The sequence below is a fragment of the Promicromonospora kroppenstedtii DSM 19349 genome (genome assembly GCF_000515355.1).
Classification (GTDB): domain Bacteria; phylum Actinomycetota; class Actinomycetes; order Actinomycetales; family Cellulomonadaceae; genus Promicromonospora; species Promicromonospora kroppenstedtii.
Genome location: NZ_KI911653.1, coordinates 28,842 through 42,418, shown reverse-complemented (window position 1 = coordinate 42,418; position 13,577 = coordinate 28,842). Strand labels below are relative to the sequence as shown.

General features: G+C 71.5%; 11 protein-coding genes. 5 read left to right on the top strand and 6 right to left on the bottom strand.

What is annotated here, in order from left to right; genetic code table 11:
* Positions 1-365 precede the first annotated feature (365 nt).
* Positions 366-2,690 (top strand): FdhF/YdeP family oxidoreductase, encoded by a 2,325-nt coding sequence (locus tag PROKR_RS10445; protein ID WP_036962870.1) that lies wholly within the window; start codon positions 366-368, stop codon positions 2,688-2,690.
* Positions 2,691-2,979: 289 nt separating this feature from the next.
* Here PROKR_RS10445 and PROKR_RS10440 read toward each other — a convergent pair whose 3' ends face one another.
* From PROKR_RS10440 to trmB, 3 genes are all read right to left on the bottom strand, one after another.
* On the bottom strand, positions 2,980-4,614 hold the full coding sequence (locus PROKR_RS10440) for a solute symporter family protein (RefSeq protein ID WP_020013253.1): 1,635 nt from the start codon (positions 4,612-4,614) through the stop codon (positions 2,980-2,982).
* An 11-nt stretch (positions 4,615-4,625) separates the two neighbouring features.
* Positions 4,626-4,964 carry a DUF485 domain-containing protein gene (locus PROKR_RS10435; protein WP_036962868.1) on the bottom strand — a complete coding sequence of 113 codons (339 nt, stop codon included), beginning with the start codon at positions 4,962-4,964 and terminating at the stop codon, positions 4,626-4,628.
* Between the two features lie 195 nt (positions 4,965-5,159).
* Positions 5,160-5,954, bottom strand: coding sequence for a tRNA (guanosine(46)-N7)-methyltransferase TrmB (gene trmB, locus PROKR_RS10430; protein ID WP_036962867.1), 795 nt, complete (start codon positions 5,952-5,954; stop codon positions 5,160-5,162).
* 192 nt (positions 5,955-6,146) lie between these two features.
* On the opposite strand from trmB, the gene PROKR_RS10425 reads away from it, so the two are divergent.
* From PROKR_RS10425 to PROKR_RS10415, 3 genes are read left to right on the top strand one after another with little or no spacing between them, the layout of a single operon-like run.
* Entirely contained in the window at positions 6,147-6,392 is a 246-nt protein-coding gene (locus PROKR_RS10425) for a ribbon-helix-helix domain-containing protein (protein ID WP_036962906.1), read from the top strand.
* A 2-nt stretch (positions 6,393-6,394) separates the two neighbouring features.
* On the top strand, positions 6,395-6,817 hold the full coding sequence (locus PROKR_RS10420; protein ID WP_211240096.1) for a type II toxin-antitoxin system VapC family toxin: 423 nt from the start codon (positions 6,395-6,397) through the stop codon (positions 6,815-6,817).
* Positions 6,818-6,829: 12 nt separating this feature from the next.
* Positions 6,830-7,126, top strand: coding sequence for a hypothetical protein (locus tag PROKR_RS10415; RefSeq protein ID WP_036962865.1), 297 nt, complete (start codon positions 6,830-6,832; stop codon positions 7,124-7,126).
* A 34-nt stretch (positions 7,127-7,160) separates the two neighbouring features.
* On the opposite strand, the gene PROKR_RS10410 is transcribed toward PROKR_RS10415, so the two are convergent.
* Positions 7,161-7,724 (bottom strand): TetR/AcrR family transcriptional regulator, encoded by a 564-nt coding sequence (locus PROKR_RS10410; protein WP_036962864.1) that lies wholly within the window; start codon positions 7,722-7,724, stop codon positions 7,161-7,163.
* A 96-nt stretch (positions 7,725-7,820) separates the two neighbouring features.
* On the opposite strand from PROKR_RS10410, the gene PROKR_RS10405 reads away from it, so the two are divergent.
* A complete protein-coding gene (locus PROKR_RS10405) occupies positions 7,821-8,822 on the top strand; it encodes an alpha/beta fold hydrolase (RefSeq protein ID WP_036962863.1) in 1,002 nt (333 codons plus the stop codon).
* A 110-nt stretch (positions 8,823-8,932) separates the two neighbouring features.
* Here the strand turns inward: PROKR_RS10405 and PROKR_RS10400 are convergent, their stop codons facing one another.
* Together PROKR_RS10400 and PROKR_RS32625 are read right to left on the bottom strand one after the other, a co-directional pair.
* Positions 8,933-10,141 carry a HupE/UreJ family protein gene (locus PROKR_RS10400; protein ID WP_245605784.1) on the bottom strand — a complete coding sequence of 403 codons (1,209 nt, stop codon included), beginning with the start codon at positions 10,139-10,141 and terminating at the stop codon, positions 8,933-8,935.
* Between the two features lie 50 nt (positions 10,142-10,191).
* The coding region (locus PROKR_RS32625) for a metallophosphoesterase (protein ID WP_211240094.1) at positions 10,192-13,577 on the bottom strand (3,386 nt) is incomplete at its 5' end.

Below are 13,577 nucleotides of genomic sequence, written 5' to 3'. Positions count from 1 at the left end.
GGCCGCGCCCGGCCGACCAGCGCGCCGGGTCCGACGAGCCGGACCATGAGCGGTTCCTCAACGGCGAGCGTGTCCGGGCGCGCCGCGCGGGCGCCCTCGCGGACGCGGACCACGCGCCGTCGGTCGGTGACGACTCCCATACCGCCAGTCTCGCACCGCTTCCGCCCACCTCCGCGACCGATATGTCCACCGGTACGCACGGACGCCCCCGAGGTTCTGTTCAAGCCACGATGTTGCAACGTTTCACGCTGGTTCCTGCGGGCAGTGGTTCGTGGTCTGAACAGAACCTCAGGAGCGAACTGTGACCCCTGACCGATATGTCCACAGCCTCCACAGGCGGTTGACTCCGGCGTAGGGTCAGGAGGGTGACCGACGTGAGCGACGAAGCCCGTACCGACGCCCCCGAGCAGACCCTGCGCGTCGGACCGCCCAAGACGGCCGCCGCGGGCGTACCAGGGGTGGTCCACGGCCTGGCGCACGTGTTCGAGGAGGCCGGCGTGGCGCGCGGCCTGCGCACGCTGCCCCTGATCAACCAGCAGCGCGGGTTCGACTGCCCGGGCTGCGCCTGGCCCGAGCCGGGCAAGCCACACCTCGCCGAGTTCTGCGAGAACGGCGCCAAGGCGGTGGCCGAGGAGGCCACCCGCAAGCGCGCGGACGCGGCGTTCTTCGCCGAGCACGCGATCTCGGAGCTGGCCACCTGGACCGACCACCGGCTGGGCAAGTCAGGGCGGATCACCGAGCCGATGCTGCGCGACGAGGGCGCCGACCACTACCGGCCGGTCTCCTGGGACGAGGCCCTGGACCTGGTCGCCGGCGAGCTGCGCGGGCTGGGCTCCCCGGACGAGGCGGCGTTCTACACGTCGGGCCGCACCAGCAACGAGGCCGCGTTCCTCTACCAGCTCCTCGCGCGCAAGCTCGGCACGAACAACCTCCCCGACTGCTCGAACATGTGCCACGAGTCGTCCGGCACCGCCCTGGTCGAGACGCTGGGCATCGGCAAGGGCAGCGTGTCGCTGGAGGACATCACCGACCACGCGGACCTGATCGTCGTCGTCGGGCAGAACCCCGGGACCAACCACCCGCGCATGCTCACGGCGCTGGAGGAGGCCAAGGACCGCGGGGCGCGGATCGTGGCGATCAACCCCCTGCCCGAGGCCGGGCTGCAGACCTTCAAGAACCCGCAGCGGGTGCGCGGCGTCGTGGGGCAGGGCACCAAGCTCGCCGACCGGTTCCTCCAGGTCCGCCTCGCGGGCGACCTGGCCCTGTTCCAGGCGGTGAACCGCCTGCTGGTCGAGGCCGACGACGACGCGCGCACCGCCGGGCACGCCCCCGTGCTGGACCACGAGTTCATCGCGCAGCACACCTCCGGGTTCCCGGAGGCGGCGGCCGCCTGGCGCGCCGTCGACCAGGCCGACGTCGAGCGGGCGACCGGCCTGGACTGGGCGGAGATCGAGGCGTTCGTCGACGACGTGAAGGCCGCCGACCGCATCATCGTCTGCTGGGCGATGGGCCTGACCCAGCACAAGCAGGCCGTGGCGACCATCCGCGAGGTGGTGAGCTTCCTGCTGCTGCGTGGCAACGTGGGCCGCCCTGGTGCGGGCGCCTGCCCCGTCCGCGGCCACAGCAACGTGCAGGGCGACCGCACCATGGGCATCTGGGAACGGCCCACCGAGCTCTTCCTGGACGCGCTGGCCACGGAGTTCGGCTTCGAGCCGCCGCGCGCCCACGGGTACGACGTCGTCGACACGGTCCGGGCGCTGCGCGACGGGCACCTCAAGGTCTTCATGGCGGTGGGCGGCAACTTCGCCGCGGCCACCCCGGACAGCGCGGTCACGGAGGCCGCGCTGCGCGAGGTGCCGCTCACGGTGCACGTCTCGACCAAGCTGAACCGCTCGCACGTGCTGCCCGGCAAGCGGTCGCTGGTGCTGCCCTGCTTCGGCCGCACCGAGCGGGACATGACGGGCGGGCGCGAGCAGGTCGTCACCGTCGAGGACTCGATGAGCGTGGTGCACACGTCGCGCGGCCGGCTGGCCCCGGTCTCGGACAGCCTGCGCAGCGAGACCGCCATCCTGTGCGACCTGGCCCGCCGGGCGCTGGGCCCGGACGACCCGACGCCGTGGGAGGAGTTCGCCGCCGACTACTCGCGGATCCGCGACTCGATCTCGCGCGTGGTCCCGGGCTTCGAGGACTTCGAGCGCCGGGTCGCCGAGCCGGGCGGGTTCGTGCTGCCGCACCCGCCGCGTGACGCCCGCCTGTTCCCGACGTCGACCGGCAAGGCCAACTTCACCGTCAACGAGCTCGAGATCGTCCAGGTGCCGGAGGGCCGGCTGCTGCTGCAGACCGTCCGCTCCCACGACCAGTTCAACACCACGGTCTACGGCCTCGACGACCGCTACCGCGGTGTGAAGAACGGGCGGCGCGTCGTGTTCGTCCACCCGGACGACCTGGCCGCCGGTGGGATCGCCGACGGCGACACCGTGAACCTGATCAGCGAGTGGCCGGGGCCGGACGGCGAGGTCGGCGAGCGCCGCGCGGAGGGCTTCCGCGCCGTCTCGTTCCCGACGGCGCGGGGCTGCGCGGCGGCGTACTTCCCGGAGACGAACGTGCTGGTGCCCCTGGACCACACCGCGGACCAGAGCAACACCCCGGCGTCGAAGTCGGTGGTGATCCGCCTGGAGCCCGCTCGCTGAGCGGGCCGGCGGTCACGGGGCGAGACGGAAGACCGGCCAGGCCACCTCGGTGCGCCACGCGGAACGCTCCGGCGTGTCGGCCGGGGTGACGAGGTACGTCTCGCGCACGGGCGTCGGGTGTGCCGAGGATCTGCCGCACCTCGGCCAGCGCCACGTCCAGCTCGCGCAGCCGGAGGATCACCTGGGCGGACGGGATCTGACGCCCGACGACGGCCGTGGTCACCTCTCGTCGAGAGGTGACCACGGCCGTCGTCGGGCAGCGGGCGGACCGCCGCTCAGGGATGCCGCGTCAGTGCGAGACCGCCTTCTCGGCGCCCGCGCCCGTCAGGGAGCGGACCTCCATCTCGGCGTACTTCTCCGGGTGCGACTGCTCCTTGCTCAGGTACGTGCCGACGATGCCGAGCAGGAACGCGAGCGGGATGGTCACGATGCCCGGGTTGTCGAGCGGGAACCAGTGGAAGTCGATGTCCGGGTTGCTGATCATCGACTTGCTGAGCCCGGTGACCGGGTCGGCCGGCTTCCCCGAGACGACCGGGGAGAAGATGATCAGCACGACGGTCGAGATCAGGCCGCCGTAGATGCTCCAGAGCGCGCCCGAGGTGTTGAACCGCTTCCAGAACAGCGAGTAGATGATGGTCGGCAGGTTCGCCGCCGCCGCGACGCAGAACGCCAGCGCCACGAGGAACGCGATGTTCTGCCCGTTGGCGAAGATGCCGCCGATGATCGCGATGATGCCGATGACGACCACGGTCCAGCGGGCCACACGGACCTCGCCGTCGGGCGACACCTGCCCCTTCTTGATGATCGAGGCGTAGATGTCGTGCGAGAAGCTCGCGGCCGCCGTGATCGTCAGGCCGGCCACCACCGCGAGGATGGTCGCGAAGGCGACCGCCGCGATGATGCCGAGCAGGATCTCGCCGCCGAGCTCGAACGCGAGCAGTGGTGCCGCCGAGTTCTGTCCGCCCGGCGCCGCCAGGATCGCCTCGGGACCCACCAGGGCGCCCGCGCCGTACCCGAGCACCAGGGTGAACAGGTAGAAGATGCCGATCAGCCAGATGGCCACGACGACGGACTTTCGGGCCTCCTTGGCCGACGGCACCGTGTAGAAGCGCATCAGCACGTGCGGCAGACCCGCGGTGCCGAGCACCAGGGCCAGGGCGAGCGACAGGAAGTCGAGCTGCGAGATCGCCGAGGCCCCGTACTGCAGGCCCGGTTCGAGGATCGCCTCGCCGTTCTCGCCGGCCATGTTCACGGCCTCCTGCATGACGGCGGACAGGTTGAAGCCGAACCGCGCGAGCACCCAGATCGTCATCGCGCCGGCGCCCAGGATGAGCAGCGTCGCCTTGATGATCTGCACCCACGTGGTGCCCTTCATGCCGCCCACCAGCACGTACAGGATCATGAGGGCGCCCACGACGGCGATGACCAGGCCCTGGCCGCCCTTGTCCGTGATGCCGAGGAGCAGGGCGACGAGCCCGCCCGCGCCGGCCATCTGGGCCAGCAGGTAGAAGAACACGACCGCGAGCGTGGACAGCGCCGCCGCCATGCGGATGGGCCGCTGCTTGAGCCGGAACGACAGCACGTCGGCCATCGTGAACTTGCCGGTGTTGCGCAGCAGCTCGGCGACCAGCAGCAGGGCCACCAGCCAGGCCACGAGGAAGCCGATCGAGTACAGGAAGCCGTCGTAGCCGTTGACGGCGATGGCGCCCGCGATGCCGAGGAAGCTCGCGGCGGACAGGTAGTCGCCCGCGATCGCGGTGCCGTTCTGCGTGCCGGTGAAGTTGCGGCCGCCGGCGTAGAAGTCGGCGGCGCTCTTGTTCTGCCGCGAGACGCGGAAGACGACGATGAGCGTGACCACCACGAACGCCGCGAAGATGCCGATGTTGATCCAGGTGTTGCCGACGTTGGTCGCCGCCGCGGCCATGACTGTCCCGTTCACAGCTCGCCCTCCTCGATCTCCTCGCGCAAGGCCTGGGCCCGGGCGTCGAACTTGTTGTTGGCCCACCGCGCGTAGAGCGTGGTGATGACGAACGTGGACACGAACTGCAGCAGCCCGAAGATCAGACCCACCGTGATGGTGCCGGCCACCCGGATGCTCATGAACTCGTGCGCGTACGTGCTCATGAGCGCGTACAGCAAGTACCAGACGAGGAACAGCGCCGTCATCGGGAAGACGAAGTTCCGGAAGGCCTTGCGGAGGCTCTGGAACTCTTCCGATCTCTCGACGCGTTGGTAATCGGTTTCTGCAGACCCTGAAGCCTGTACGTCACTCATGACGCCTCCATTGGCTCATGGGGGCGCGCGCTCTGCCGCGGCCCGGTGTGCGCATCTCACACCCGGCCCAATGTGCCGCACCTCACACCTTTGGGGCAAACAGATCAGACGGCGCGTTCAGCGACTTGACCAAGTCGTTACACACGGCGCGGCTTTCACCCGCTCGCCGACAGGAACCGGCAGGTCAGCGCAACATCAGCGCCGGACGTACGCCAGGTCCGCGATCTCGCGCCCGGCGTCGTGCGCTTTGCGCTCGAACCCCGTCAGCACCCGCCGCTCGAACCGCGGGGCGCGGGCACCCGGGCCGTGCGCGTTGACGAGGTTCTCGTCGGCCTCCAGGACCTCGATCATCTGCTCGGCGTACTCGGCCCAGTCCGTCGCGAGGCGGAGGGTCCCGCCCGGCCGCAGCACGCGCACCGCGAGCGCCGCGAACTCGGCGGTGACCAGGCGGCGCTTGTGGTGCCGGGCCTTGTGCCACGGGTCCGGGAAGAAGACCCACAGCTCGTCCACGGAGCCGGCCGGGACCGTGGTGTCGAGCAGCTCGGCCGCGTTGGCCTGCACGAGCCGCAGGTTGGGCAGCCCGTCCCGGCCCAGGGCGGTGCCGGCACGCTCGGCGCGGGCGATCGTGTGCACCAGCCCGGGCTGGTAGACCTCGACCGCGAGGTAGTCCCGCCCGGGATCGGTCGAGGCCGCGCCGACGACGGCGTCCCCCAGGCCGGAGCCGATCTCCACGACCAGCGGGGCCGTACGCCCGAAGATCGCCGCGGCGTCGAGCACGTACTCCGGGTGCACGGAGGTGCGGGCGATGGCTCGCGGCACGTCGACCACGTAGGCCGTGCGACGTTCTGCCCAGAGCCGCTTCTGCTTGTCCGTGAGCCGGCCGGACCGGCGCACGAACGACACCGGCTTGGTCCGGAACCCCGAGAGGTCGAGCGGGGTCTCGGTGTCCTGGCGCGCGGTATCGGGCTGGGCGGAAGCGGGCTGACTCACGGGAAAAGCGTACGAGGTCGCGGACAGGCGTTGCGTATCCGCACTGATTCCCGGCCCGACGCGCGGCCCCGCGGGCGCACCGGGCAGGCTGGGCGCAGCCGCCTCGCCAACCACTTCCAGGAGCCGCACATGCTCGCCATCGCCCCTGTCACAGAACCGGTCATAGACGTATGGCAGAGATACCATACGGACATGGCGCTCAAACGGACCACGGTCTACCTCGACGAGAACGACCTTCGGGACCTCAAGATCGCCGCTGCCCGACGCGGCGTCAGCGAGGCAGAGATCATTCGGGAGGGGGTGCGCCACGCCCTCCTCCGGAACCGCGTGTGGGACGAGCCCGTCAACCTGCCCCTGGTCTCTAGCGGCGACCCGACCTTCGCGGCACGAACGGACGAGATCCTCGACTCGATGAACCTGGAGCCGGACGCGGAATGATCGTGGTCGCCGACACGTCAGGCCTCATCGCGGCGATCGACACGGACTCCCCGGAGCACGAAGGCGCTCGTAGCGTCGTCGATCACGCGAGCACCGTCCTCGTCCCACCCGTCGTCCTCGCCGAGCTCGACCACCTTGTCACCCGGCGATTCGGCCGTGGTGTCGCCGCCAACCTGATGGACGAGATCATCCGCCAGGCTGAGTCAGGGCGGTTCATCGTCACCCCGCTGGCCGTTGACGCCCTACGTGCAGCGCGGGCCGTGCAGGCTCGATATGACGACCTCGACCTCACTGACGCCGTCATCACCGTCGTCGCACGGGACAACTACACGAACGCGGTCCTGACGCTCGATCGTCGGGACTTCCGCGCCATTCGTCCGCTCACCGATGACAAAGCATTCCGTGTCCTGCCCGACGACCTCTGATCGGAAGCGCCCATGACCGACCGCGCCCCCTGCTCGCGCGTCGAGCTCGACGGACAGCGGGTCGTCGTCGATCTCTCCACCACGGACGCCGACCGGCTCGGCACCATGGCGGCGCGCAGCGGCGTCGGCGGGCCTGAGCTCGTGCTCGGGTGGATCCGGCGCGGGCTGCTCGACGGCCCGGCGCGGGACACGCGCACCTGGGACGGACCTGTCGACAGGGGTGCACGGCTGGCACGGGACGTCGAGGTCGCCCGACACGCCGAGGAGGCCTTCCGGAACGTGTTCGGCAGCCCGGACCGGCCGGACTGAGAGCCGCACATCGGCCGGGCCGCACGGCGTCCGGTCAGCCCATGCCCACCTCCGCCTCCAGCATCGCCACGGCCTCGGCCGGCTCCAGGTCCCGGACGAGCACCCGCAGGGTCAGCCCGTCCGCGAGCGCCAGCAGCCGCCGGGCCTGCGTGAGTGCCTCCTCCGCGCTCGTGTCGCGGTCGGCGGCGATCAGGCGCGCGCACTCGTCCTCCGCGCCGCGCCGCGCCTCGGCCAGGACCTGGCGGACGGCGGCGTCGTTGATCGACTTCGCCACGTAGGCGTACCAGACGCTGACGCCGATACGCCCGGCGTCGTCCCGCGGGATCTGCTGGGTCATGACGTGCAGCAGCCGCTCGCGCGGGGCGGCGTCGGCCGTCTCCTGGTAGCCCCCGTACGCGCGGTCGACGAGGGCGGTGCAGCCAGCCAGGACGAGGGCGTCCTTGGTGCCGAAGTAGTGCTGGATGCGGCCCATCGAGACGCCGGCCTCGGCGGCGACGTGCCGCAGGCTGACACCCTCGATCCCCTGCTCGGCGATGACCAGCCAGAGGGCGAAGACGATCTCCCACCGGCGTTCCTCGTGGTCCACGACTCTCGGCATGGACCCAGGATAACAATGCACTCGCATCGCTATCTGTTACGATGCGAGTGCATTGCAAAACCGACCGCCGCTGAGCGCCCGCTCCTGGAGGAACCGATGCGCGACCACACCACCGGCCCCAAGCGCCGCCGCTGGCCGACCGTCCTGCTGGCCGTCGTCGCGGCCGTGTCCACGAGCGGTCTCGTGCTGCTCGTCGCGGCGGGCGGCCCCGGCGTCGGCCACTTCCGCACCCCCGAGGCCCGCCAGGCCTACGCGGACGCGTACGCCGACGCGCTCGGCCGCCTGCCCGAGCCCACCGCGACGCACGACGTCGCCACGAGCTTCGGGACGGTCCGGGCCTACGCCTGGGTGCACGCGGACAACCCCGACGCGACGCCCGTCGTCCTCCTGCCGGGCCGTTCGGCCGCTACCCCGATGTGGGCCGACAACCTGCCCGACCTGGTCAAGCACCGCACGGTGTACGCCTTCGACACACTCGGCGACACCGGCCTTTCGGAGCAGACCGTCGCGATGCGCGACGTCGCCGACGCGGCACGCTGGGTGGACGAGGCGCTGGCCGGCCTCGACCTCGACCGGGTCCACCTCGTGGGGCACTCGCAGGGCGGCGGCCTGGCGGCGGCCGTCGCCGTCCGGCACCCGGAACGGCTGGCCGGCCTGACCCTGCTCGAACCGGTCATGACGCTGGGCATGATGCCGCTCTCCGTCGTCCTGACGACCGTCCCGGTGTCGCTGCCGTTCTTCCCGCAGTCGTGGCGGGAGTCGGCGCTCAACCGGATCGGCGGCGTGTCGGACGACGAGGTGGACCCCGACGACCCGCTGGCCCGGATGATCTCGGTGGGCTCCGAGAGCTACAGCTCGTCGGGGCTGCCCAACCCCAGCCTGCTGACCGATGCGCAGCTGGAGGCGCTGCCGATGCCGGTGTACGTGGCGATCGCGAGCGACTCCTCGCTGGCGGGCGGCGAGGCGGCGGCCGAGAAGGCCCGGCTCATCCCGGACGCGCAGGTCAAGATCTGGCCGGACACCACGCACTCGCTGCCCATGCAGGTGGCGCCGGCGCTCGACGCGGAGCTGGAGAGATTCTGGGCGGCGTACGAGTAGGCCGGCTTGGCTCAGATCCGTCGAACGTAGGGTTGGTCGCCGCATGAGCGCTCATGCGCCGAGCAACCCTACGTTCGGCAGATCCCGCGACCGGGCCTACGGTCGGGCACTCAGAACGCCAGCCGCTCCACCACCCACCACAGCGCCACCGCCGCGATCACCGCGCAGCCGGCGCCCAGCGTCCAGCGGGCCGTGCGCGGGGCGCGCACCCGGAGCAGCACCAGCAGCGGGAACACCACCGCGATGATGCCGAGCTGCACCGCCTCGATGCCCACGTTGAACGACAGCAGCGACCACAGCAGGGTCCACGACCAGGCCGCGTCGATGCCGAGCGCCCCCGCGAACCCGACGCCGTGCACCAGCCCGAAGACGAACACCACGGGCAGCCGCCACCGGTCCCAGGCGCCAGGCTCGTCGCGGCTCCTGGCCGGGCCGCTCCAGCGCAGGGCGTCCCGCACCGGGCCCGACGCCGGGCCACCGCCCAGGGCCGCCCCATCGAGTGCCACCCCACCCCGCCGGATCAGCGCCAGGTCCACCACCGCCACCACGGCGATCGACGCCGCGATCACCGGCTCGACCACGATCGCCGGCACCGACACCACGCCGAGGGCCGCGAGCAGGAACGTCACCGAGTGCGCCACGGTGAACGCCGTGGCCGTCAGGACGACGTCGCGCAGCCGCCGCGACCCGATCAGCAGTGCCAGCAGGAACAGCACGTGGTCGATGCCGAACAGCAGGTGCTCGCCGCCCAGCACGAAGAACTCCCCGACCTGTCGGAGCAGCCGGTGCTCCCCCGTCGTCAGGGTGGGCGACGCCGTGGTGAGCACCGCCGAGCCGTCCTCCTCGTCGAGCGAGTACCGGATGATCGTCTCGGTCGAGTGCACGAACGACTCCGCGTCCGGGAAGAGCGCGCTGGAGACCTCGTGCACTCCCTCGGGCTCGCCGTCGCACGCGAACGTGTAGGTCAGGGACGCATACGCCCGCTCGCCGCGCTCCACGAGGTCGACGCCGGAGAGCGCCGGCTCGCACGGCTCGCCGTCGTACGTGACCGCGAAGCGGTCGGTGACGTACCCGTCCACCTCGGCCTCGTGCTCGTCGAGCTGGGCGAGCTGGGCATCCCGGCCGGTCGCCTCGTACGCCTCCGCCCGGAGCCACGCGGACTTCATGAGCAGGTCGTACTCGAGGTCCAGCACGGCCGCGACGTCCGGCCCGGCGCCCTCCGGACCGGAGGACGACGGCGCCGTGGTCACCTCGGCGTAGACGTCGCTCGTGGCGTCGTGCGCCTGGGCGGCCTGCCCGACGACGGGGCTGCTCAGCACTGCGAGCAGCCCCGCCAAGGCCACGGTGCGTCCGCGAAGAGGGCCGAGCCTCAACGCCGCGCCGTGGTGAAGTACGCCGGCGACGCCGTCGCCGTGCCGCCACCCGGTGTGCGGGCCGTGACGAACCAGGCGTAGGTGCGGTCCGGCTTGAGGCCCGGCCAGCGGACCGAGGCGACCTCGCCGGAGGCCACGGTGTCCCGGCCGATCTCGTCCACCGGGTCGTAGAGCACCACCGAGTCGGTGCTGAACGACGTCGTGCGGGAGGTCAGGTCGACCGGCAGCACCATGTTGTCCTCGAGCCCGTTGTAGCGGTGCTCGGTGTCGTACTCCGTGGCGCCGAACTCGCCCAGCAGCGGCGAGTAGGTGTCGATGGAGACCTCGCCGCGGTCGACGTCGAACTGCAGCATGCGGAAGAACGAGGCGCCGAACTGGAGCTGGTCGGCCGGGTCGTACCCACCGATCTCGGTGAGCCCGAGCCGGCCGGCGGACACCGTGTAGAACTGGTAGTCCGCGAGCAGCTCGACCACGCCGCCGCCGATGTCGCCGACCACGGGCGGGCGTACGTTGGTGCCCACGCCGTGCCGGTGCCCGGCGAGCACCATGAACACGTTCGGGTTGTCCTTGACGAGCAGGTTGTACAGCAGCGGCCCGTCGGACCCGCCGAAGTTGGCCCCGCGCCCGTCGGGCGACGCGGACGGCTCCAGGTAGTCGTGCGTCAGCAGGATGCCGTTGCGGTCGGAGTACCGGTCGAAGACCGACGCCGCCCACTCGGCCTCGTCCCGCGTCACGCCGTAGGACAGGCCCACCACCACGAAGTCAAGGCCGCCGGCCGAGAACAGGTCGTAGTGGTTCTCGTTCGAGCCGGGCTCCATGACGCCGCCGTAGGACGCGTCCTCCCAGTCCTCGGACAGCGCCTCGTACCGGTCCGGGCCGAAGTACTCGTTGTAGAGCGTCGCGTCGGTGCCGGACTGGTTGTCGTGGTTACCGGCCACGACGCCGTTCGGGATGCCTGCGGCGTCGATCCGGGCCTGCGCCTGGGACGCGAACTCGAACTCGCCGACGACCTGGTCCTCCAGCTCGTCCGGGAACGCGCGGATGTTGGTCTCGGTGATGTCGCCGGTGTGTGCCACGTAGGCGATCTTGCGCTCGTCGGCGTTGTCGACGATCCAGTCCATGACGCCGTTGTAGCCCTGTGCCCAGACGGCCCGCTCCTCGGGGGTCTCCTGCTCCACGGCGCCCTCGGTGAGGTACTGGGTGTCCGTGTAGTGCACCATCGAGAAGTCGTAGTCGTCGGGGTCCTCGAACCGGTCCTTGTCGCCGGCGTCCATGTCGTCAGCGAAGGGGTCCTCGCCCGTGACCATGGCGTGCACCGTGCCGCGGTCCACGTAGTCGCGGGACACGGTGCCCTCCAGGACGGTGCCGCCCTCGACCGCGCCGCGCGCGGAGGCGACGACGTCCCAGGTGTCGGTGTCCGGGTTCCAGGCCCGCAGGCTGACCAGGCGCGCCGGGTCGGCCGTGCCCTCCCAGCGCAGCACGGGCGCCTCAACCTTGCCGCGGACCGGCACGTCGAACCGCTGGTAGGTCACGTCGCCCGACGCCAGGGAGTCCACGGACTTCCCGTCGCCCGGCTCGAGCCCCTTGGTGCTCAGCCTCTTCTCGCCGCGCGTGGACAGCGTGGTCGGTACCTGCGCCGCGCGGCCCTGCCAGGCCCTGTTCGGGGTCAGGATCTCCGCCGCGGAGAAGTGCGCGGTGACCTTTCCGCCGTCGGGCTCGGCGAGCTTCGCCTCCAGTGTCGCCGTGCGGCCCACACCCTTCGTGCCCGACGCCGGGGCGACGTCGGCCGGGGCATCCGGGATGCCGGCGCTGACGAACGCGATCTCGTGGGTGACCTCGTTGCCGAGGCCGTCCGCCGCCGACACCTCGAGCGTGTGCTCGCCCGCGGACAGGCCCGGGCCGACCGGGTCGCCCAGGGCGATCTTGTCTCCGTCGAGCGTGACGTCCGGGCCCTCGACCACACCGGAGGCGTCGTCCAGCGCGACCGCGAGCGCCACGGCCGAGGTGAGCCGGTCGCCGTCCGCGGGGGTCGCGGAGACCAGCGCGGGCCCGGAGTTGTCCGTGAACAGCGCGCGGGTGGCGGTCTCGCCCGTGGTCGAGGTCGCCGCGAGCTCGTGCTCGCCGTCCGGCAGGGTCGCCGTGTCGACGTCGGCGCGCAGGCCGCGCGCGGGGGCGTCGACCGTGAAGGTCAGCGTGACCTCGCGGAGCGCGGTGCCGCTGGAGCCGCAGGTGCCGTCACCCATCGCGTAGGAGGGCTTGAGCCCGACGCCGGCCGCGGTGCCCGCGGCGGGGGTCAGCGCCAGGTTCGAGATCGTGAAGTCGTCGCGGTTGCAGTCACCCGCGAAGGTGCCGGTGACCACCTTGACCGTGTTGTCGCCGGGGCGCAGCCACTCGTTGGGGATCGCGATGCTGGCGCGCTGGCTCGCGTACGAGCCGCCCATCGGCGTCTCGATGCCGTTGACGACCAGCAGGTTGGCGGCTCCGCCGTCGACGGCGTTCGAGCCGACGTTGAACGAGAAGGCCGCGTCGCCCGCGCCGAGCGTCTCGGTGGTCTCCACCGCATCGCCGTCGACCGTGAGCCTGGCCGTGGCTCCCTCGCCGTCGGCCGGACGGGCGCCCGTGACGGTGACCGTGCCGCGGCTCAGCGTGCCGTCGACCGGCGAGAGGCGGGGCGCGCCGGCGGGCGCGTTGTTCACGCGGACCTGGTGCTTCGTCGAGTCGCCCGAGGCGGTGCGGGCCTCGATCGTGTGGGCGCCGTTGGCCAGCGTGGTGGTGTCGAGGTCGGCGCTCAGGCCGGTGGTGCCCCGCGGGTCCCCCTGGACGAAGAACGTCAGCTCGGCGCGCAGCAGCAGGCTCGTGTTGCTGCCGCAGCTGCCGTCGCCGAACGAGTAGGTGTACTCGTTCTCCTCGCCGTCGGCGAGCTCGCCGAGGGGCTCCAGCGTGAAGTCGGAGAGCACGAAGTCGTCGTGGTTCACGCCACAGCTGGTCTCGATGGTGCCCGCGACCACCTCGACCGTGTTCTCACCGGTCACGAGGTACTCGTCGGGCACCTCCAGCTCGACGCGCTCGCTCACGGCGTCGGGCAGGTAGATGGGCGCCGAGCCGTTGACGACCACGTAGTTCTTGTAGCGCGCCTCGGTCGAGTTGGTGCCGACCGTGTAGCCGAGCACCGACGTGCCGAGGGTCTCCGTGGCGCCCGGGACGTCCTTGCCGTCGACGGTCAGGTGCGCGACGTCGTCCCCCGGCGCGACCGGCTCGGCCGCCACGGGCACGGTGCCCTCGAGGAACTCGCCGTCGTCGGGCGTGAGGATCGGGGCGCCCGACGACGGGGCCTCCGGCTCGTGGGGAGCGGTGGCCGCTGAGCCGGCGGCGGGGGCGGTGT

Coding starts and splice junctions, on each gene's coding strand:
- PROKR_RS10440 (WP_020013253.1), bottom strand. CDS start 4,614: ATGGCCGCGGCGGCGACCAACGTCGGCAACACCTGGATCAACATCGGC.
- PROKR_RS10435 (WP_036962868.1), bottom strand. CDS start 4,964: ATGAGTGACGTACAGGCTTCAGGGTCTGCAGAAACCGATTACCAACGC.
- PROKR_RS10425 (WP_036962906.1), top strand. CDS start 6,147: ATGGCGCTCAAACGGACCACGGTCTACCTCGACGAGAACGACCTTCGG.
- PROKR_RS10415 (WP_036962865.1), top strand. CDS start 6,830: ATGACCGACCGCGCCCCCTGCTCGCGCGTCGAGCTCGACGGACAGCGG.
- PROKR_RS10410 (WP_036962864.1), bottom strand. CDS start 7,724: ATGCCGAGAGTCGTGGACCACGAGGAACGCCGGTGGGAGATCGTCTTC.
- PROKR_RS10405 (WP_036962863.1), top strand. CDS start 7,821: ATGCGCGACCACACCACCGGCCCCAAGCGCCGCCGCTGGCCGACCGTC.